Genomic DNA, 18834 nt, shown 5'->3' with positions numbered 1-18834 from the left:
GCATCGGGTTTCGCGTTTCAGGCGAAATTTCAGAGCCATGCTGCAAGGCAAATCCGAGTTTGCGGAGCTCTTCGATGAAGTATACTTCAAGATCAGCTTCAGAAGTCCAAGGCATTAAGCGCTCCCTCTTGCCTTCAGTGCTTGATTGAGCTCAGCCAATGGCCCCCTAAGCGCGGCTTCCCATTTCCTCATATGCTTAACATGCCATGTGACATATTCAGGCCACCGCTCTCGATCATAGCCATCACAGGAAAGCGCATATTGGATCCTCGATGCCTTTTTGTCATCTAGCCGGAGCCATTGGATCTCATCTCCAAACGCCGTCTCGATCTGGTCCTTGTTTTGGATAAGCCTATCGAAAAGCCACTTGTTTTCTTCGGTTTCCGCACGACTGAATGAGAACTCAACACGGATTTCTGACTTCCCGAAAATCAACGCGTATGGACAAGAGCGCAGCCCAGATCCGGCACTCAACCAATGGTCCTTACCGGCACTAATGTTCTGATAAAGGGTATCCCCCGATTCTTTCAGCGCATCCAGCGCCATCTCCCAATAATCGCGACGCAACTTATGGCGGCTCTTTTGTTCGCCTTGTGCACCGCGTGCCTCCGTCTCTTTCTCTGCCATCCCTATCATGAAATCAGCAGCCTCTGGCGTAGGGATCACCGGCTGAATATCCACAAACAGTTCTTCGCCAAACACATAGGGAATGACCTTGAAGCAGCGCGCATCGATGCGGTGTTCGCGTAGCCATAGGACTGTTGAGGTGACCTCTTTGCGGAAATTGGCCGCGATGAAAATCAGGCGCTGGTTTGTCCCCGGATTCAGGTCAACTTCGACAAGCTCCTCCTCTTCCAGAAAATCGCAAATCTGGGCCACCGCATTGCCCCCGCCGCAGTAGCGGTCGAGGTATTGCTGGTAGATGTCGACAATCTGCGCCTTGGTCAGGCTTGATACATAGGCGGCATACTTGAGCGCCTGCCATGCCACATCGCGACCGGAATCATCGAGCTTGTTTTCGATCACGACAAGCTGACCGTCCTTGTCGAGGGCCAGAAGATCGAGCCGTTCGCGGGTGTCGGCGAAACCGTCAAACTCTTTTTGGATGATCAACAGCTCTTCACCCAAAGCATCGGGCTGGTTGGCAAGCCATTCCTGCAAATGCTCCCGCTCGCGCAGGTTCAGATCGGAAAAACGCTTTTCTTCAAGCTTCTTCAGGCGGTTTTCGGAACGGTTCACTTGAAACATCAGCTTTCCTTCCGAAAATCAAAATAGGCGACGCCGTTCAAGCCACGCTTTCGCAGGAACCGATTCATTGGTGTGTCATCTTCGGGTTCACCGTCTTCAGAAGCATCATCGTCACCGAATATTTCCGGCACATCGAGTTGATCTGGGCGTTGGTCGGCTCGCATGTTGAGGAGAAGCCCCAACCAGTCCGGTCTTTTTGTCGCGACCTTGAACGCTTGGTTGCCGGGCATGTTTGCTAACATCCTGCTGACGGTGCACCCCCGTCCTGCGTTCTCGCCCAATGCAAAGAACCGGTGCCAAGGCACCATCCCTGGCAGCACCGACACCAGCGTTTTGGACTTCAAAGCCTTCATGGACGCGGCGCTTGCAACGGAACATCCCCATGCGCTGGAGCCGAACCAATTGGTCGTCGTGGAACGCTTGAACAGAGATGAATTGCGTGTGAAGCCATGGTTGTAAAAGACGTAGACTGGGTTCATGTCAGTGCCTGCGGCATTGACCAAATCGTCGATTTGGGTGCCGCCCGGTTTGAAGCCTTTGTACGAACCATTTTCGCGTGCGGAGCCGAACAAACGCTTCGCCTGGACACGGAAACCCACCATACAATCGGGCAAGTCTATGAACCATTCCCAGTCCGCACCGTTTGCAACAGTCACTACGGTGCCGTCCTTGCGCGTGTAGCCACCCTCCTGACGTTTTGAGAACATGCGGACCCTAAGCCCAAGTGGTGAAAGGTCCCGCGCGATCTGCAGGAGCAGCATTTCGGTGATCGATTCTTCCTGAAGCTTTAAGCCGAACTGCCGCGCCTCCGTTTGGTCTGCCCAAACGCGATGCGCCAGTCCGCGCAGGTAGGCGCGGAGGTCGCCCGAGGCGATGACCGTCATGCCACCTCCTCCACCCAATCGCGGGCAAAGTGTTTGTATTCGCCTGCATCCAGCGATCGACGCATTTTGTCAGCGGCGGCAAAGAGGGTTTGTTCCAAACTCATTCTGATACCCTGACCTATATATGCGGCTAAATGTGGCAGCCGATTTGACTATTTTCCCTAAAATATGGCTGAAGAGGTAGCCCTATGCAACCCACGGTTTGTATTGGTTTTTCTGAGATGAACCCAGCCTGGAGTTCACAAAACGTCTTAGATTCCGATTATCGCGGGCTGTTGCCACGATTTCCAACCACGGCGTGCTGTCCTTAGCTTTCCGGTGGTGTATGGAGCGCAGCCTTCGTAGATGTTGCGGAGATCGGTATCAGTTAGATAATCATGGTAGTCACTTTATGCTTCCCCACTGGTTAGTCTTGCCATTCCATTGACGTTGATCAGGTCCATGGCGATCCCACTCGGAAAGCTGCCGCCATGCATCCAGAGACACGATTTTTCCCGTCCATGTTTTGAGGTGTCCGGTGCTGGCAAACCCATGCTGCATATCATTGGTATTCGAGGCAGGTTTGAGGGTGGAGCTTTCACCCTCTCCACTTATTTGACAATTAGACAAAACCTGACAAAACCCCTCATTCGGCTGAATGGTGAGGGTACTGTCAGGTTTTGTCAGGTTGTCAGGCGGGGTATCGGGATCGAATGTGGCACCACTCGCTAGCGCTAACCAACGGCTCATTGGACCCCCTCCAAACGTGGATTAACGGCGAAAATCTTGGCCGGACGCCCCGGACCTGATTGCTGAATTGACGATACCCACCCAGCGTCCTGCAAGACGGTAAAGGCGGGGCCAATCTCTTTTGCCGATTGTAGCCCTACCAAGCCCCGGCGCTGTATCTCTCGGGTGCTGATCTGGCGCAAACCTTCGGCCATGATGATTTCACCGATACGGCTGGCTGCACGAACTTCTGCGGGCATGGACGCCGCCCCATAGGCACGGTGCGCGTGTTTGCGCAGGTATTCTCCCACATAATGGCAGGCGCGGCCCAGGTGTTCCGCTCCGATGGTGTGGACTGCTGGCGCTGCACCGATGGCATAATCCAGCAAAGCCAGAACTGTTGCGACACGCACGGCCATGCCCGGCATCTTGCCAATATGGCTTTTCAATAACCCTGCCGCATCCGTCTCCCAATCCCGGCATTGCTGCCGAAACTCCTGCAAGACATCCTGCGCCTGCGGATCTAGGTGCAGGAAAAACGGGCGCTTGGCCCCTTGATCGTCAATGGTTGGCTCTAGTGCCCTCAGGCGCTCCATCGCTTCTTGCGCGACACCTGCGTCCAATGTGGTTGTTGGGCGGCGCAGAGGCACCTGCGCTGGATAAACAGTAAGAAACCGGGCAAGCAATCCATCATCATCGCTGTTCAGCAAAAGGCTATCCAGCTTGTCGGGCTGTGTGCCGCCGAGAATGGCAATCGTCAAATGGTCGATCATGACGGGTTCAGGGCTATTTTTGCGGTCCACTGTGAAGCTGCGACCCCCATAGGCTTCCAACCAAAACGGGCGATCACCGCCTCCGCTGTAACGATCCATGCTGCCTAACCAGCCTGACAACTCGTCACGCGACAATAACAAGCCGCGCCAGCCATCGCTCATTAACTCAGCGGCCTTTTCTGTTGTGGTGTCCGTGATGCGGACGCGACCACGAACGGGTGGCGCGCCTGCGTCTGCATCTTTCGGCTTCAAGGGGGGCTCGTCACCTTCCCCAATGGCGATTTTTACGTCTGACTTCCACTTCGCCAGGATCAGCTTGGCAACCTCATCCTTCGCAGCCCAGTCTTGGCGGTTGGCCGAATACTCAGCGCTCAGTGCGTTGTCTATCTGCTTTACCGGGTCAAGGATGGCATCAAGGGCAGGGCTTTTCCCTGAGCTTGGATCGCCGATCAACATCCCCCAGATGGTGGGCGGTTCCTTCCAGCCCTCCCACGGTACAGCCCAGCGGGTATTGCCAATGATGGCGCTGGCTGTGGACAGCAAAGACAGCGCCACGAAGTCCACTGGAGCACCCTTCACCTCAGCGGCAGAGCGCAGCCAATTGGTCCACGGCCCGAAAACCGCGTTAAATTCAATTTCAGACATATCAGGGGCCGGTGGGCGCTCAGGGCGAATGATTGACGTGTCAGGCGTGGCCCAATCATCCAAGGGGCTGAAAGGGGTGGCTTGCGCGGTTGCAATCCTCATACCGTCACCCCGCTTTGCAGCGCATCATTCCAATCCATACCTTCCGGCGCGGGCATGAGCGATACCTTCCAGCCCAGCGCATATGCTGTGCGTGCCAAGACGTCGCCTGCGTCCTTGCCCGCTCCGCTGTCGTCGCTATCGGTGGCAATGATCAGATCCCTGGGTTTGTGAGGCAGGGTAAGCCCTTTGATCCCTGAGGTGGACAATGCCGCCCAAACGGCATGAGGGCCGCTCAACAAGCCGCTGAGCAGGCTCAGGCCGGTTTCGATACCCTCGCACACCACGAGAGGCCCGATGGCGTCAGACAGGCGCACAGCGCCCCCTGAGCATGGCCCCAACATCATCTTTGCTGACTTATTCAAGCGCTGCCCTTTCTTTGTGAAAAATGTGCGGTGAACTCCGCCCGTAGGAGAAACGTTCGCGATCATGGCCGAGAAGTATTGGCCGGACGGTCCGTGGTAGGTGTCAGGCAACCAGCGCAGAGTGTCGGGGATTACGCCGATAATTCCGCGCGCCCTAAGATATGCTTCCCCCTTTGACCTTTGGATTGCCTTGCCATGGTCCCAGAGAGACCGGGCGCGCGCCTTTGACTTTGCGGTTTGAGCCGCCCGGCTCTGCGCGGCTGCCTCGATCGCGATCCGATCGATCTCAACCGTGCCTGGGCGGATCCCCGTGGCGATCAGAATATCCATGAAGTCACACCCGTTCTTTTTGCAGTTCAACAGCAACCTATTGCCATCACCTTTGATTGTGAGGGCGTTTTGGTCCTTGCGCTTTTGAGGCTGGCAAACAGGGCATGGCGCAACCCCGTAGTTGTGGAACCAATTGCCACCAAGGTCAGCAGCGAGGTTTTTGGGGTTCATGAGGTCAATCACAACAATTCCTCCGATGCGATGCGCGGAAATTGTTTCACGCAGAGGATTGTACCTGCCATGATGCAGGCCACGTGATGTGCCAGTTCAACATTGGGATCTACGCCACCCAACCTTGGGGGATGGCCATCTTCGTGTGCCAGTTCAGTCCGCTGGGCCAGCTCCACGAATGACACCCATTTAGTATTCTTGGAATTATAATTGTTCACGCCATGTCCTCCTAACTAAGATGCCTTAGCGCGCCGGGTTTCCCAGGCTTCAATCTCGGACAGCTTCCAACGCGAACACTGCGGCGAAAATTTCACTGGCTTAGGGAATGTTGGGTCAGTCTTGGTCCAGCGCCACGGGGTTGAACGGTGGATCGCGTAGCGTTCAGCGAGTTGAACGTCGGTCAAATAAATGTCGGGCATTGCAGTTCACTCCAATCAATTGCGATTGGAGCCAACGTAATTTACAGATTTTGGGCCGTCGTTTGTAATAAGTGATGAGTGTTTTTACACACGTTCATGAAAGTTAAATTCGGAAAGCTCTTTTCGGCGTCGCCATATTTTTAGCATCGACTCGTAGCTATCAGGTTGAAGCCTCAAAAGGCTAAACCCCTCAGCAACAGCGTTACATGCGCTTGTACCTTCCCCGCGCTTGCCGGCTGTCGGTTTCAAATTGGTCATGTCCGCAATATCACCAATCAGTCCAGCTATCAGGCGGTCTCGGCGCAACGTCGCGCCTCGATACTTGCCCTTTTGTTTCGGGCGTTTGTTTGAGCCGACAATCGTGTCAGCGGCCCACTCACGCAGCGCCTCTGGTATGGGATGGCCAAGTCTTATTTGTTTGGCCACCAAGTGACGAGCCGCGTCAAAGCTAATCGGATCCGTTTGAGCTTCACTATTAAGTTCGATCGCCGCTTTTTCAACATCTGGTGCATAGTGTGCAAAGTGGACTTCGTTCCTAGCGGTCAGAGATTCAGACAACGCTTCCTCTGTTATGTCGACTTCATGGCCATCCTTGGCGATTAAGAGCCTCTGTAACTTCATTCCGCGACTATTTAGTCGTTGAAATGCAAACTCACTGCTTGTGGCGTCGGCCATAGCCAAGGCTATCGCCCAATCCGCTCGGATTGGGCCGCATTCTTCATCACAGAGCGTCCCGCTGCCAAGACATTGGCAATTAGGGTTCCATCCAAGTTCCCGCAGGACGTATTCTACGGCACATCGGTAGCATTTATCGTAAGGACGGTCGCAATTACATGGAATAAAGCGACCCATTAACCCACCAAGCTCAGTACGTCGGAACTGCAAGACTTTGGCCTGCCTGCCAAAAAGTCACTCCACGCCGTCATCATCACCCGACGTTTTTCGACCATGTCGCCACGTCTGTAGGATGCTTCAACTGCGTTTCCGATTGTGTGAGCCAACGCGACCTCTGCCATATCAGCCGGAAAATGCGTGCGCTCTGCCACCCAATCACGGAAAGTACTTCTCAGGCCGTGTGGCACAGCAGGGCGTTTGTTTACACGATCTACAAAGCCATGCCCGCCATCCGCCAAGTCAGCTGCATGTAACCGCTTCATTGCGGCGCTCAGTGTCATGTCTGACATCTCGCCTCCACGAGGCGCGGGAAATAGGTGAGGGTTTCCCTTAAAGCGTGGCAGAGCCGCTATGAGTGCCATAGCTTCTGTCGACAGCGGGATACGATGCTCGCGCTCCATCTTCATACGAAGTGCCGGGATCACCCACATACCAGCGTCGAGATCGATCTCCTCCCAGAGCGCGCCGCGCACTTCCTGTGACCTGACAGCGGTCAGCGCAGCAAATTCCAAGGCGCGTGCGCCCATACCATCCCGCTTACGCAACGCAGCGAACCAACGTGGCGCATCGTCTGTTTGGATCGCAGGATGGTTCTCTTTTTTTGCAACCTTGGCTGCAGCGGGAAGCAGTTCTTTCAGGTTTCCAGCCCAGCGAGCCGGGTTGTCGCCGACGCGATGTCCGGACACAGTGGCCCAGGACAGAACCGCCTCGATGCGACCGCGAAGACGCGACGCCGTTTCGGTCTTTGTCTGCCAAATGGGCTCCAGCACTCGCAACACATCCTGTACCGTGATCTCATTCACCAGCATCGTCCCAAGCGCGGGCATGGCGTAGGTCTGTAGGGTGTTGCGCCATTGATCGCGGTGTTTGGTATTTTTGAAGGCGTCCAGCTTGGCCGCAAGACACTTGTCCGTCGCATCTGCAAAAATCAGGCCACGCTTTTGAGCAGTGGCCAACGCTGCCTTTGCGGCCTTGCGCTCTTCGATAGGATCGATGCCTCGGCGGATCTGATCTTTGGCCTCGCGCGCACGCTCACGTGCCTGAGCCAGCGTCACATCGGGGAAACCACCAAGCCCGATTTCTCTGCGTCTTTTTCCGACCGTCGTCTTTAACAACCACGTCCGCGCGCCATTTGGGGTTATCTGTATGAGAAGGCCAGACACCCCTCCCACTGCAAAGGTAACGTTGCGTCCCACGCCAGGGTGCTGCAGCCTCTTCACATCCAATGCAGAAAGCTCTTTAGCGACGCGCGGCATATCTCACCCCTCATTGTACCCGCCTTCATGTATGAGAATGGATGCATCAAGATGCAATAGGTTACGACAGGGTTGGGTGCATATAGTTGTTATGAAACAGGATACTGCGACAAGTTGCGATGAGTAACCTCTCATTTATGGCGGGCATCGTCTCCGCCATTAATTTTGTCATAATAAATTGATTTATATATTTAATTCGAGATTCTAAGCCGCCTCATAGACTTGTCCGCACCTCTCTCGGTGTGGTGAATGCGCAATCGCGTGCCTTCTCGGTATCTGCCGGTCGAGGTCCGCGCGCCCTTGTACGTGAGCCTCAAGACGGATTCGATGGCCTTGGCACGCCAAAAGGTTGCCGCGATATGGAACGAGCAACTTGAACTCTGGAAAGCTCGTCTGCCTGGGGATGACATGGAGGCGTCCAGACGCCATGTCTCGGCGCAGACGATCGCGCAGAGGCGGGGATTTCGATATCTGCATGCGGCGGACGTGGCTGACTTACCGCGGCGGGAGGTGCTGAAGCGGATCAAAGCAATCCCTTACGACGAAGGCACACCAGATAAGGCAGTTACGGCGGCTGTTTTCGGAAACGTGCCCGGGCCTGTAACCACCGTGTCCAGCGCGCTCAAGCTGTATTGGACACTGGCGAAGGACAAAACGCTCGGCAAAAGCGAGGATCGGCTTCGCCGCTAGAAAAACCCGCGCAGGTGGGCGATCCAGAATTTTCTCGCTGTCGTCGGCGATAAGCCACTTACAGAGATTACAGGCGACGATATGCTCAATTTCCGCGGACACTGGTGTGATCGCATTCATGCCGAGGGGCTGACGCCCAACAGCGCCAACAAAGACCTGACGCATCTGGGCGATGTCCTGAAGACGGTCAACCACGGGAAGGTAGGGCGTATGGGATTGACGCCGGAATTCGACTTCTGCGGCAGCGCAAAAATTCGGTAAAGTACTGGCTCTTAGCAGGCTTGGGGCGGCGCGGTGTCGGCGATGTGGAGGCAAGCGGCGGATGGAGAAACTGCCATGTTTATTTCCAACCTTCCTACGAACCGTAGGCGTCAAATGCTCTTTTGCAGGGGAAACCGCCCATTGTCCGGGACTGCGTACAGTCACGGACGTCGCCGGGCAGATTACGACGCGTCGGGCAGCGGGTCTTGCGCATTTAGCCATTGCACCACCGAGGCACGCTTGGCCTCCATATGGCCCAGCAATGTATGCGCCAGATTCTTGCCGTCACGGTCGACAAGGTATTTCAAAATGTTTTCGTGTTCCTGCACCGCCGTCGCCCAACGGCCTTCGGTCATGTTGGCAAGGTAGCGCGCGCGCTGCATCCGCAGCGACAGCGCCTGACAGGAGGTCGTCAGCGTGTCGTTGCGCGCCGCCAGAAGGATCGCGCGGTGAATCTGCTGGTTGAGTGCGAAATAGCTGTCCAGATCCCGCGTTTCATAGCTGCCAATCATCTGGGCGTGAAGATGGCGCACCGTGTCGATTTCATCGGGCGAGATGCTTTTGCAGGCCAGCTCGCCTGACAGGGCCTCCAGCGCGCCGAGGACGGGAAACACCTCTTCCACCTCTCCGGTCGTGACGGGTGTGACCCATGCCCCCCGGTTCGGCTCCAGCCGGACCAGCCCGTCCGAGGCCAGAACCTTCAGCGCCTCCCGCAGGGGCGTGCGCGATACGTCGAACTGCGCGCAGAGCGCCTTTTCGGGCACTTTCGCGCCAGGTGTCAGATCGCCGTTGATAATCAACAGTTGCAGACGGTCCACCAATTCCCGGTGCAGGGATGTGCGCTGGATCGGTTGTGGGGCGGCAGTATGCCTCATCGGGTGCCTCGTCACTGTTTCAGGGCCATCTCAAGAAGTCGCGCGACGTGTATCGGCTTGCGACCGGTTGTGTCCCCTACCTGGTGGCGACAGGACGTGCCGTCAGCAACGATCAGCGTGCTGGGGTCGGCGGCGCGCACCGCCGGGGCAAGATCTGCCTCGGCCATCTTGCGCGAGATTTCATGTGTGTCGACACCGTAGCCAAAAGACCCAGCCATGCCGCAACAACTTGTTTCGATGGTTTCTATTTCAGTGTCGGGCAGGCGCGATAGGGTCTTTTGGATGCTGGACATCACGTCCATGGCCTTCTGGTGGCAGTGCCCGTGAAGAAGGATCTTGGGTGCGGGCGAGCCAAGCGGAAGATTGAAATCCGGGTTACCGTCCTGATCCGCGATATATTCCTCCAGCATCCGAGCCTGGCGGGCCAGCAGGGCCGTGTCCGTGCCAGGCATAAGGGCAGGAATTTCGTCGCGCAGGGTCAAAAGGCAGCTGGGCTCTAGCCCGATGATTGGCAGGCCCTGCTCTGCGTAGGGCAGCAGCGCATCGACCAGTCGGCGCGCCTCGGCCTTGGCCTCATCCACCAGACCCACTGACAGGAAGGTGCGCCCGCAGCACAGCGGGCGTTCTCCGTCCGGCGCGGCCGCTACTTGGACACGGACATCCGCGGCATCCAGCACCTTGACCGTGGCGCGCAGGTTTTCCGGCTCGAAATAACGGTTGAAACAGTCCGCGAACAGCACGGCCTGCGGGCTGCCCTGCGGCGCGACCTCTCGGTTTTTGAAGGGGTGCGCGCTCCAGACCGGCAGGTCTCGCGTGGCGGTGAATCCGGTCAGGCGTTCGGTCAGGCGCGCGATCCCCGGCACGGTGTTGCGCAGGTTCGTCAGAACCGACAGGCGGGACGCCCAGGGCGCATAACGCGGCAGATAACCGACCAGACAGTCATGTAGGCCTAGCCCGTGTTCGCGCGCGCGCGCTGCCAGCACTTCGATCTTCATGCGGGCCATGTCCACGCCGGTCGGGCATTCGCGTTTGCAGCCCTTGCAGGACACGCAGAGTTTCATCGTCTCGGCCATCTGCTCCGATGTCAGGGCATCTGGGCCTAGCTGGCCGGTGATGGCGAGCCGCAGCGTATTGGCGCGGCCCCGTGTCAAATCCTGTTCTTTGCGCGTCACGCGGAAAGACGGGCACATCACCCCGCCCTTCAGTTTGCGACACGCGCCGTTGTTGTTGCACATCTCAATAGCGCCCTGAAAGCCGCCGCCGCTGCCAGTCCAGTCGGACCAGTCCAGCGCGGTTTGCATTTCGGGGGCGGCGTAGTCGGGGCCATAACGGAACAGCCGGCGGTCATCCATTTTTGGCGCATCCACGATCTTGCCGGGATTGAACAGCCCGCCTGGGTCAAAGCGTTTCTTGACCTCGGCAAAGTTCGCGACCATGCGCGCGCCGAACATCTTTTCGTGAAATTCCGAGCGCACCAGCCCGTCGCCATGCTCGCCGGAATGCGATCCCTTGTAGCGCGCCACCAGGTCGAAGCATTCCTCGGCAATCGCGCGCATCGTCGCGACGTCCTTGTCCAGCTTGAGGTTCAGCACCGGGCGCACATGGAGGCAGCCGACCGAGGCATGGGCATACCATGTGCCACGGGTGCCGTGGCGCTCGAAAATCTCGGTCAGGCCGGCGGTATAGTCGGCAAGGTCGATCAGCTCGACCGCGCAATCTTCGACAAAGGACACCGGCTTGCCGTCATCCTTCATGGACATCATGATGTTCAGCCCAGAGCTGCGCAGGTCGGCAATGCGCCCTTGTATCGCAGCGTCAGTCACCTTGGTTACGCCGCCCCATGCGCTGCCGGTGCCGGACCAGGAAAACCCCAGATCACCCATCATCTCGTCCAGCGCGTTCAGCTTGGCAGTGTGGCGGGTGGAATCCTCTTCTGCAAATTCGACCAGCAGCAGGGCCTCGGGTGTGCCGGTCACGACCTCTTCGATGGTCGCGCGAAACATTGGAATGTCGCGGGCCAGCGCGATCATCGTGGCATCCACCAGTTCGACACCCTGCGGGTTCAGCGTGACAAGGTGCTGGGCCGCGTCCATCGCCTGATGGAAGGTGGCAAAGTGGCAGACCCCCAGAACCTTCTGCGACAGGATTGGCCACAGCTTCAGCTCGATCGCGGTGGAATAGGCCAGCGTCCCTTCCGAGCCGACCAGAAGCTGGGCAAGGTTGTTGGGGGCCTGCGCTGGTGTCAGCGCGTCGATATTGTAGCCCCCCACGCGGCGCATAACCTTGGGAAAGCGAGCGTCGATCTCGTCCGCCTCGCGGGTTCCCAGACGCAGCATGTCGTCCCTCAGGTCGGCGAAGTCCGGCGATGGCACGGGGCCGTTCATGCCGAAATGGTGATGGCTGCCATCGGCCAGAAAGGCGTCGATAGACAGGACATTGTCACGCATCATGCCATAGCGCAGCGATTTGCCACCGCATGAATTATTGCCCGTCATACCGCCGATGGTGGCGCGCGATGCGGTGGACACGTCGACCGGAAACCATAGCCCGTGAGGCTTCAGCGCGCGGTTTAATTCGTCCAGCACGATACCGGGGCGCACCACGCAGCGTTGATTGGCCACGTCCAGTTCCAAGATGTTGTTGAAATACTGGGTGTTATCCAGAACCAGCGCCGTGTTCACAGTCTGGCCGCATTGCGATGTGCCGCCCCCGCGCGCCAGGATCGGCACGTCCTGTTCGCGGGCGATGTCGATGGCGGCGCGGATGTCGTCCTCGGATTTCGGCGAAAGGACGCCTAGGGGCATCATCTGATAGAGCGAGGCATCCGTCGCATAACGCCCCCGCGAAAAGCGGTCAAAGAGCACGTCTCCCTCGACGCGGGATTTCAGGATATCCGAGAGCTGAGGCATAGCCGATCCAGTTCCTTGCGGCAGAGCGCGATATTTTTCATTGACATAATTTTGAATTCAAAATTAGGATTAGGCAATAGAAAAGCGGGTGTCACAACCGCGGACATCATTTCCACAAGAACTCCGGGATCCTTTGTCATGAGAAAAGCCGGTCGTCACTTTTTGCAGATTCCGGGGCCAAGCGCGGTTCCCGACCGGATCCTTGCTGCGATATCACAGCAGACCATTGACCACCGCGGCCCGGCCTTTGCCAAGGTCGGCATGAAGGCGCTGGACGGGCTGAAGACGATCTTCAAAACCGAAGAAAGCGTTTTTATCTACCCTGCGTCCGGCACTGGCGCCTGGGAGGCGGCATTGGTCAACACCCTGTCGCCCGGCGACCGCGTGCTGATGTTCGAAACCGGGCATTTCGCGACCTTGTGGAAAAAGCTGGCGGAAAAGCTGGGCGTGAAGGCTGAATTCATCGAAGGGGATTGGCGCGGCGGCGCCGACCCGGATCAGATCGAGGCCTATCTGGCCGAGGACAAAGAGCACCAGATCAAGGCGGTCTGTGTCGTGCATAACGAAACCTCGACCGGCTCAGTGTCGCCCATCGCCGCCGTGCGCAAGGCAATCGACAACGCAGGGCATCCGGCGCTGTTCATGGTCGATACCATCTCGGGGCTGGCGTCACTGGACTATCAGCATGACGAATGGGGCGTGGACGTGACGGTATCGGGATCGCAAAAGGGTCTGATGCTGCCCCCCGGTCTGTCATTCAACGCCGCGAGCGCCAAGGCACTGGCCGCGAACAAGACTGCGGCCCTTCAGCGGTCCTACTGGGACTGGGCCGAGATGCAGGGGCCGAACAAGACCGGCTATTTCCCCTACACGCCTGCAACCAATCTGCTGTACGGCCTCAATGAGGCGGTGGACATGCTGCACGAGGAAGGGTTGGACAACGTGTTTGACCGCCACGCCCGCCACGGTGCAGCGGTCCGCGCGGCGGTGCGCCACTGGGGGCTTGAGGTGCTCTGCGCCACTCAGGGCCAGGAAAGCGGCGTCCTGACCGCCGTGATGATGCCCGAGGGCCACAGCGCCGACGCCTTCCGCGCCAGCACGCTGGAGCATTTTGACATTTCCCTTGGCAATGGCTTGTCCAAAGTGGCCGACAAGGTGTTCCGCATCGGTCATCTGGGCGATTTTAACGATCTGATGTTGGTCGCAACGGTGGCCGGTGTCGAAATGGGTCTGAAGAAGGCGGACGTTCCCCACAAGGAGGGTGGGGTGCAAGCTGCAATGCAGATGTTGGGCTGAGGGGCGCTGCATCTGTGGGACGACGGTCTGAAAGAACCGTAAATCTCTGGGAGGAGAAACAATGAAAAATATTACAAAACTACTGGCCGCAACAGCCATTGCAGGGTTGGCAACCAGCGTGTCGGCCGCAGACATGACGATGAAATTCGGCCATGTTGGCGCGCCGGGATCGCTGTTTGAGGCAACCGCCGACAACTTTGCCGAATGCGTCAACGCGTCGATGACCGACAAGGTCGAGGTGCAGACCTTCGGGTCGTCGCAACTGGGCAATGACAAGGAAATGTTGCAAAAGCTGAAGTTGGCGCAGATCGACTTTTCGCTGCCCTCGTCGATCATGTCGTCTGTCGACGATAGCTTCGGCATCTTCGAGATGCCCTATATCATCGTCAGCCGCGACCACATGCGCCGGGTGCAGGACGACATGATGGATGTGTTCCAGACAGCCGCGAACGAAAACGGCTATCACATCGTCGGACTGGCCGAAAACGGCTTTCGTCACATTACCAACAACGTGCGGCCCATCACTGTTCCCGCCGATCTGGAAGGGATCAAGCTGCGCACGCCCAACGGTGTCTGGCGTCTGAAGATGTTCCAGGAATACGGCGCGAACCCGACCCCGATGGCGTTCTCGGACGTGTTCACCGCGTTGCAGACGGGCGTGATCGACGGTCAGGAAAACCCGTATGCCCAAATAGCATCGGCAAAGTTCCAAGAAGTGCAGAAATACCTGTCGATCACCGGGCACGTCTATACACCAGCCTATATTCTGGCGTCCAAGAAGAAGTTTGACGCGCTGCCCGAGGATATCCGCGCGGGTCTGACCGAGTGCGCCAACCAGACGCAGGATTTCACCTACGAAACAGCTGCCCAGATGGAAGAAACCCTGCTCAAGGAGATTGAGGATGCCGGCGTTGAGGTGAACACCGCCGACAAGGCCGCGTTTATCGAAGCGTCCAAGCCGATCTACAAGCAGTTCGCCGAAGAGGTCGACGGTGCGCAAGAGATGATCGACACGGTCCTTGGCCTCGGCCAGTCGGGCTGACATCTAAACGGGCGGCGGGGTGACCCTGCCGCCCGGTTTTGTTTCAAAGTACCCGTCGACCGCCCCGGCATGCGCAATATTGGCACGCTGGGGGTGAGCGATGTCCAACAGGGCTGGCCTTAATGGAACATGCTTCGTATCCCGTATTATCGCGCATCAACCGGCGGGTCAGCCAGATCCTTGAATGGATTACCATTAGTCAGATGGTGCTGCTGACAGTGATTGTCAGCCTGGCTGTCATCGCCCGCCTGATGGGCGACAGCTTTTCCTGGTATGATGAGGTTGCGGCAATCATGCTGGCGTGGATCACCTATTACGGCAGCGCCCTAGCTGCGCTGCACCGCCGCCACATCGGGTTTGACACGGTGTTGCTGGCGATGCCTCACAAGATGCGGATTGCGGCACTTCTGCTGGGAGAGCTGATCGTGCTGACCTTCTTTGTGCTGATGGCCCGCGCCGGTCTGCAGGTACTCGAGGTGCTTGAGGGCGACACGCTGGTTTCGCTGACATGGGTGCCGATCCAGTTCACGCAATCCGTCATTCCCATCGGTGCCTCGCTGTTCATCCTTGGGCAGATCCTAAGCTTGCCCGCCTATCTCAAGTTGACGTCTGCGGGAATTTCGCTCGAACATGCGGAAATCGAAGAAGAGGTCGAAACTGAACTCGACAAGAACAAGGATCGCATCTGATGCTGATAGGCGCCATTTTCATCGCGATGCTGCTGATGATCTGCATTAACATTCCTATAGCCGTGGCGCTGGCCATGTGTGGTGTCTTGGGCCTTCTTGCGACCGAAGGGGCGGGAAGCCTGGTGACCATCGCGTTGGATATGTACGACGGATCGACCAAATTCTCGCTGATCGCCATCCCGATGTTCGTTCTGGCCGGTGCGATCATGAACGCGGGCGGCATCACCGACAAGCTGATCAACTTCGTCTCGGCGATCATCGGTTTCATCCGAGGCGGTCTCGCGATGGTCAACATCGGCGTGTCGCTGTTCTTTGCCGAAATCTCGGGCTCGGCGGTGGCGGATGTGGCGGCCATGGGCTCGATCCTGATCCCGCAGATGAAGAAACGCGGCTACAGCAAGGAATTCTCGGCGGCTGTCACCTCGTCCTCGGCTTCGCTGGCCATCATCATCCCGCCGTCTATTCCGATGATCCTTTATGCGGCCTCGGCCAATACCTCGGTCGAGCAACTGTTCGTCGCCGGTCTGGTGCCGGGCCTTCTGGGTGCGGCCGGGCTGATGGTCGTGGCCTACCTGTTCGCCAAGCGCTACAATTTTCCAACCGAGGCGGCGTTCAGCCTGGGCCGGTTGCGCGAAACCTTTATCGATGCCCTGCCAGCCTTCACACTGCCGGTGATAATTCTGGGCGGAATCTTTGGCGGCTATGTCACCGCGACCGAGGCTGCGGGCCTCGCAGTCATCGCCTCGCTTGCGGTGTCCGCGTGGTATGGCAACCTTGATATACGCCACCTGCGCCGGGCGATGCTGGACGGTGGCATGCAAACCGCCGTAGTCATGCTTCTTGTCGCAGCGTCGGTGTTGATGGGCGGCTTTTTAACCCGCGCGCAGATACCACAGGAACTGGCGCAGGGGATCCTGTCAATCACGACGCAACAATGGGCGATCCTGCTGATCCTGAACTTCTTTTTCCTGATTATCGGCTTCTTCCTGCACTCCGCCGCGGCGATCATTCTGGTCATACCCATCGTCATTCCGCTAATCACCGCTGCCGGGATTGACCCGGTGCATTTTGGCCTAGTCGTGACCCTGAACCTGGCAATCGGGCAACAGACCCCGCCGGTCGCGTCGGTGCTGATCACCGCCTGTTCGGTCGCGCGCGCCAATATCTGGGAGGTGTCCAAGGTCAACATCTGGTTCGTCGGTGTGCTGCTGGCAGTTCTGATGCTATGCACCTACGTGCCCGCCATCCCGATGTTTTTGGTGGAGTATTTTTACAGATGACAACGCAAACACCTGATCTAAGCCAAGACACTCGCGACGGTATTTTGTGGGTCACGTTTCAGCGGCCCGCCGCCCGCAACGCGCTGACCTTCGGGATGTATGAACGCCTTGCAGCGCTTTGCGCCGGGATGCCAACGGACGGGTCCGTCCGGGCCATGGTTATATCCGGCGCGGGCGGCAAGGCCTTTGCCGCCGGGACGGACATGACACAGTTCCGCGCCTTTGAGACGGCGCAGGATGCTTTGGATTACGAGCACCGGGTCGACGCGGTTCTGGACGCGATTGAGCGTTGCCCGGTGCCCACCATCGCCGCAATCAACGGCGCGTGTACGGGCGGTGGCGGTTCCATCGCTGCGGCCTGCGACATCCGCATCGCATCGGCCAGCCTCAAGTTCGGGTATCCCATCGCGCGCACATTGGGCAATTGCCTGGCCGCGGCCAACCTTGCGCGCCTGTCGGACCTGATTGGGGCAGGGCGGGTGCGCGAGTTGATCTTTACCGCGCGCCTGATTGAGGCCGACGAGGCGCTGCGCGTGGGCCTTGTTAGTGAGGTTCTGGCGGACGAGGCCGCCTTGATGGCGCGGGCGGCGGCGCTTGCCGATCATGTGGGATCCATGGCCCCCCTGACCCTGCGCGCCACCAAAGAGGCGATGCGCCGCACCCGCGCGGCGGTCACCGTGGACGATGCAGACCTGATTACATCGTGCTACATGAGCGACGATTTCCGCACCGGCATGGAGGCCTTTCTGGCCAAACGCAAACCCGAGTGGACAGGACGATGAGCACACCAACAGGGCCGCTGACAGGGCTGCGCGTGATTGAACTGGCCCATATCATGGCTGGGCCGGTTTGCGGACTGATGCTGGCCGATATGGGGGCCGACGTTATCAAGGTGGAAAAGCCCAATGGCGACGACACCCGGCGCTTTGTCCCCCCCGAGATCCAGGGCGAGGCAGCCGCCTATATGATGATGAACCGCAACAAGCGCGGCATCGCACTGAACCTGAAGGATCCCGACGCGCTGGAAATCCTGCACCGCCTTCTGGCCGACGCCGATGTCGTAATCGAGAATTATCGCAAGGGCACGATGGAAAAGCTGGGCCTGTCCTACGAGGATCTGGCCAAGGCCAACCCGCGTCTGATCTATTGCGAAATATCTGGGTTCGGGCGCACCGGCCCCTATGCCGACAGGGGCGGGTTCGATTTGATCGCGCAGGGCATGTCGGGCCTGATGTCGATCACCGGCGAAGGCCCGGATCGCCCGCCTGTCAAGGTTGCCGCGCCGATTTCCGATATTAACGCGGGTATTCTGGCGGCGATGGGCGTGTGTGCGGCCTATTCCAATGTCTTGCAGACAGGGCGCGGTCAGAAGGTCGACACCTCGCTGTTCGAGGCGGCCATCGTGCAGACATACTGGCAATCCGCCATTGCCTTTGCCACCGGGGAAAAACCCGCGCCACTTGGCTCGGCTCATCCTTTGAACGCGCCCTATCAGTCGTTCCAGACCAGCGATGGTTGGATCAACGTCGGTGCCGCAAACCAAAGCAACTGGCTGCGTTTTCTAGGGGTGATCGGCGCGCCCGAGCTGAACGATGATCCCAGGTTCTCAGCGAACGCGGTGCGCATCCGCAACCTGCCCGCACTGGTCGAGATCTTGAACGGATACCTTGCGCAGCAGACCACCGCGACGTGGCTGCAGCGGATGGAGGAGGCCGAGTTGCCCGCCGGGCCGGTCAATGACATCATGCAGATGCACGACGATCCGCAGACCCGCGCCCGCGACATGATCGTCGCGGTCGATCACCCTAGGGCAGGCAGGGTCGAGACAATCGGCCACCCGGTCAAGTTCAGCCGGACCCCCGCAAGTATCGACCGTGCCGCGCCGCTGTTGGGACAGCACACCCGCGAGGTTCTGGCCGATCTGGGCTGCGATGACGCGCGGATAGAGGCCCTGATACGGTCGCGGGCTGTGGTCGCGGCCGACCCTCTGTAAAGCGTTT

The 18834-nt window shown here is 58.3% G+C and carries 21 protein-coding genes; 9 read left to right on the top strand and 12 right to left on the bottom strand.

Going from position 1 to position 18834, the window contains the following annotated elements; translation table 11 throughout:
• Positions 1-114 precede the first annotated feature (114 nt).
• The 6 genes from MK6180000_RS14140 to MK6180000_RS21035 all read right to left on the bottom strand — a co-directional run bounded on the left by MK6180000_RS14140 (position 115) and on the right by MK6180000_RS21035 (position 5052).
• Positions 115-1248, bottom strand: a complete 1134-nt coding sequence (locus MK6180000_RS14140) for a DUF4268 domain-containing protein (protein WP_138935315.1) — start codon at positions 1246-1248, stop codon at positions 115-117.
• Positions 1248-2132 carry a DUF6615 family protein gene (locus MK6180000_RS14135; protein ID WP_138935314.1) on the bottom strand — a complete coding sequence of 295 codons (885 nt, stop codon included), beginning with the start codon at positions 2130-2132 and terminating at the stop codon, positions 1248-1250. The genes MK6180000_RS14140 and MK6180000_RS14135 overlap by 1 nt, the downstream gene beginning before the upstream one ends.
• Positions 2129-2236, bottom strand: a complete 108-nt coding sequence (locus MK6180000_RS20535) for a type I restriction-modification system subunit M N-terminal domain-containing protein (protein ID WP_215811715.1) — start codon at positions 2234-2236, stop codon at positions 2129-2131. The genes MK6180000_RS14135 and MK6180000_RS20535 overlap by 4 nt, the downstream gene beginning before the upstream one ends.
• 280 nt (positions 2237-2516) lie before the next feature.
• Positions 2517-2861, bottom strand: a complete 345-nt coding sequence (locus MK6180000_RS14130) for a hypothetical protein (protein WP_138935313.1) — start codon at positions 2859-2861, stop codon at positions 2517-2519.
• Entirely contained in the window at positions 2858-4360 is a 1503-nt protein-coding gene (locus MK6180000_RS14125) for a YfjI family protein (protein ID WP_246040531.1), read from the bottom strand. Before MK6180000_RS14125 ends, MK6180000_RS14130 begins: the two co-directional genes overlap by 4 nt.
• Positions 4357-5052 (bottom strand): DUF7146 domain-containing protein, encoded by a 696-nt coding sequence (locus tag MK6180000_RS21035; protein WP_425466847.1) that lies wholly within the window; start codon positions 5050-5052, stop codon positions 4357-4359. Before MK6180000_RS21035 ends, MK6180000_RS14125 begins: the two co-directional genes overlap by 4 nt.
• On the opposite strand from MK6180000_RS21035, the gene MK6180000_RS20725 reads away from it, so the two are divergent.
• Positions 4960-5310 carry a hypothetical protein gene (locus MK6180000_RS20725; RefSeq protein WP_246040529.1) on the top strand — a complete coding sequence of 117 codons (351 nt, stop codon included), beginning with the start codon at positions 4960-4962 and terminating at the stop codon, positions 5308-5310. The two genes, MK6180000_RS21035 and MK6180000_RS20725, sit on opposite strands and share 93 nt — an antisense overlap.
• Here MK6180000_RS20725 and MK6180000_RS21030 read toward each other — a convergent pair.
• The 4 genes from MK6180000_RS21030 to MK6180000_RS14100 form a co-directional block, all read right to left on the bottom strand.
• The gene (locus MK6180000_RS21030) at positions 5232-5441 is read right to left on the bottom strand and encodes a hypothetical protein (protein WP_138935312.1); all 210 of its coding nucleotides are present in this window, start codon (positions 5439-5441) and stop codon (positions 5232-5234) included. The genes MK6180000_RS20725 and MK6180000_RS21030 overlap by 79 nt on opposite strands.
• Before the next feature lie 15 nt (positions 5442-5456).
• Positions 5457-5642 carry a helix-turn-helix transcriptional regulator gene (locus MK6180000_RS21025; RefSeq protein WP_138935311.1) on the bottom strand — a complete coding sequence of 62 codons (186 nt, stop codon included), beginning with the start codon at positions 5640-5642 and terminating at the stop codon, positions 5457-5459.
• Between the two features lie 84 nt (positions 5643-5726).
• Positions 5727-6317 carry a hypothetical protein gene (locus MK6180000_RS14105; RefSeq protein ID WP_138935310.1) on the bottom strand — a complete coding sequence of 197 codons (591 nt, stop codon included), beginning with the start codon at positions 6315-6317 and terminating at the stop codon, positions 5727-5729.
• A gap of 176 nt (positions 6318-6493) precedes the next feature.
• A complete protein-coding gene (locus tag MK6180000_RS14100) occupies positions 6494-7792 on the bottom strand; it encodes a tyrosine-type recombinase/integrase (RefSeq protein WP_138935309.1) in 1299 nt (432 codons plus the stop codon).
• A gap of 249 nt (positions 7793-8041) precedes the next feature.
• Here MK6180000_RS14100 and MK6180000_RS14095 point away from each other — a divergent pair, with 249 nt between their 5' ends.
• Complete coding sequence (locus MK6180000_RS14095; RefSeq protein WP_138935308.1) at positions 8042-8482, top strand: hypothetical protein; 441 nt, start codon at positions 8042-8044, stop codon at positions 8480-8482.
• Positions 8483-8563: 81 nt separating this feature from the next.
• Positions 8564-8743: a hypothetical protein gene (locus tag MK6180000_RS14090; protein WP_138935307.1), complete on the top strand. Its 180-nt coding sequence runs from the start codon at positions 8564-8566 to the stop codon at positions 8741-8743.
• Positions 8744-8925: 182 nt separating this feature from the next.
• Here MK6180000_RS14090 and MK6180000_RS14085 read toward each other — a convergent pair whose 3' ends face one another.
• On the bottom strand, positions 8926-9618 hold the full coding sequence (locus MK6180000_RS14085; protein ID WP_138935306.1) for a GntR family transcriptional regulator: 693 nt from the start codon (positions 9616-9618) through the stop codon (positions 8926-8928).
• Between the two features lie 11 nt (positions 9619-9629).
• Positions 9630-12527, bottom strand: a complete 2898-nt coding sequence (locus MK6180000_RS14080) for an FAD-binding and (Fe-S)-binding domain-containing protein (protein WP_138935305.1) — start codon at positions 12525-12527, stop codon at positions 9630-9632.
• Positions 12528-12665: 138 nt separating this feature from the next.
• Here MK6180000_RS14080 and MK6180000_RS14075 point away from each other — a divergent pair, with 138 nt between their 5' ends.
• From MK6180000_RS14075 to MK6180000_RS14050, 6 genes are all read left to right on the top strand, one after another.
• Complete coding sequence (locus MK6180000_RS14075) at positions 12666-13823, top strand: pyridoxal-phosphate-dependent aminotransferase family protein (RefSeq protein WP_138935304.1); 1158 nt, start codon at positions 12666-12668, stop codon at positions 13821-13823.
• Between the two features lie 61 nt (positions 13824-13884).
• The gene (locus MK6180000_RS14070; protein ID WP_138935303.1) at positions 13885-14865 is read left to right on the top strand and encodes a TRAP transporter substrate-binding protein; all 981 of its coding nucleotides are present in this window, start codon (positions 13885-13887) and stop codon (positions 14863-14865) included.
• A 122-nt stretch (positions 14866-14987) separates the two neighbouring features.
• Positions 14988-15554: a TRAP transporter small permease gene (locus tag MK6180000_RS14065; protein ID WP_138935302.1), complete on the top strand. Its 567-nt coding sequence runs from the start codon at positions 14988-14990 to the stop codon at positions 15552-15554.
• On the top strand, positions 15554-16834 hold the full coding sequence (locus tag MK6180000_RS14060) for a TRAP transporter large permease (RefSeq protein ID WP_138935301.1): 1281 nt from the start codon (positions 15554-15556) through the stop codon (positions 16832-16834). Before MK6180000_RS14065 ends, MK6180000_RS14060 begins: the two co-directional genes overlap by 1 nt.
• Positions 16831-17616 carry an enoyl-CoA hydratase/isomerase family protein gene (locus MK6180000_RS14055; RefSeq protein ID WP_138935300.1) on the top strand — a complete coding sequence of 262 codons (786 nt, stop codon included), beginning with the start codon at positions 16831-16833 and terminating at the stop codon, positions 17614-17616. Before MK6180000_RS14060 ends, MK6180000_RS14055 begins: the two co-directional genes overlap by 4 nt.
• Positions 17613-18827 (top strand): CaiB/BaiF CoA transferase family protein, encoded by a 1215-nt coding sequence (locus MK6180000_RS14050; protein ID WP_138935299.1) that lies wholly within the window; start codon positions 17613-17615, stop codon positions 18825-18827. Before MK6180000_RS14055 ends, MK6180000_RS14050 begins: the two co-directional genes overlap by 4 nt.
• Positions 18828-18834 lie beyond the last annotated feature (7 nt).

Origin of the sequence: Roseovarius arcticus, from assembly GCF_006125015.1 — a bacterium.
Taxonomy (GTDB): domain Bacteria; phylum Pseudomonadota; class Alphaproteobacteria; order Rhodobacterales; family Rhodobacteraceae; genus Roseovarius; species Roseovarius arcticus.
The sequence above is the reverse complement of the archived record's forward strand: the minus strand, read 5'-3'. Positions and strand labels throughout refer to the sequence as shown.

Bases quoted from the DNA above. Each gene is read 5' to 3' on its own strand.
- MK6180000_RS14090 (WP_138935307.1), top strand. From the start codon at position 8,564: ATGCTCAATTTCCGCGGACACTGGTGTGATCGCATTCATGCCGAGGGG.
- MK6180000_RS14130 (WP_138935313.1), bottom strand. From the start codon at position 2,861: ATGAGCCGTTGGTTAGCGCTAGCGAGTGGTGCCACATTCGATCCCGAT.
- MK6180000_RS14065 (WP_138935302.1), top strand. From the start codon at position 14,988: ATGGAACATGCTTCGTATCCCGTATTATCGCGCATCAACCGGCGGGTC.
- MK6180000_RS14140 (WP_138935315.1), bottom strand. From the start codon at position 1,248: ATGTTTCAAGTGAACCGTTCCGAAAACCGCCTGAAGAAGCTTGAAGAA.
- MK6180000_RS14060 (WP_138935301.1), top strand. From the start codon at position 15,554: ATGCTGATAGGCGCCATTTTCATCGCGATGCTGCTGATGATCTGCATT.
- MK6180000_RS14085 (WP_138935306.1), bottom strand. From the start codon at position 9,618: ATGAGGCATACTGCCGCCCCACAACCGATCCAGCGCACATCCCTGCAC.
- MK6180000_RS20535 (WP_215811715.1), bottom strand. From the start codon at position 2,236: ATGAGTTTGGAACAAACCCTCTTTGCCGCCGCTGACAAAATGCGTCGA.
- MK6180000_RS14100 (WP_138935309.1), bottom strand. From the start codon at position 7,792: ATGCCGCGCGTCGCTAAAGAGCTTTCTGCATTGGATGTGAAGAGGCTG.
- MK6180000_RS14125 (WP_246040531.1), bottom strand. From the start codon at position 4,360: ATGAGGATTGCAACCGCGCAAGCCACCCCTTTCAGCCCCTTGGATGAT.
- MK6180000_RS14050 (WP_138935299.1), top strand. From the start codon at position 17,613: ATGAGCACACCAACAGGGCCGCTGACAGGGCTGCGCGTGATTGAACTG.
- MK6180000_RS14095 (WP_138935308.1), top strand. From the start codon at position 8,042: ATGCGCAATCGCGTGCCTTCTCGGTATCTGCCGGTCGAGGTCCGCGCG.
- MK6180000_RS14105 (WP_138935310.1), bottom strand. From the start codon at position 6,317: ATGGCCGACGCCACAAGCAGTGAGTTTGCATTTCAACGACTAAATAGT.
- MK6180000_RS14055 (WP_138935300.1), top strand. From the start codon at position 16,831: ATGACAACGCAAACACCTGATCTAAGCCAAGACACTCGCGACGGTATT.
- MK6180000_RS21035 (WP_425466847.1), bottom strand. From the start codon at position 5,052: ATGGATATTCTGATCGCCACGGGGATCCGCCCAGGCACGGTTGAGATC.
- MK6180000_RS14135 (WP_138935314.1), bottom strand. From the start codon at position 2,132: ATGACGGTCATCGCCTCGGGCGACCTCCGCGCCTACCTGCGCGGACTG.
- MK6180000_RS14080 (WP_138935305.1), bottom strand. From the start codon at position 12,527: ATGCCTCAGCTCTCGGATATCCTGAAATCCCGCGTCGAGGGAGACGTG.
- MK6180000_RS21025 (WP_138935311.1), bottom strand. From the start codon at position 5,642: ATGCCCGACATTTATTTGACCGACGTTCAACTCGCTGAACGCTACGCG.
- MK6180000_RS14070 (WP_138935303.1), top strand. From the start codon at position 13,885: ATGAAAAATATTACAAAACTACTGGCCGCAACAGCCATTGCAGGGTTG.
- MK6180000_RS14075 (WP_138935304.1), top strand. From the start codon at position 12,666: ATGAGAAAAGCCGGTCGTCACTTTTTGCAGATTCCGGGGCCAAGCGCG.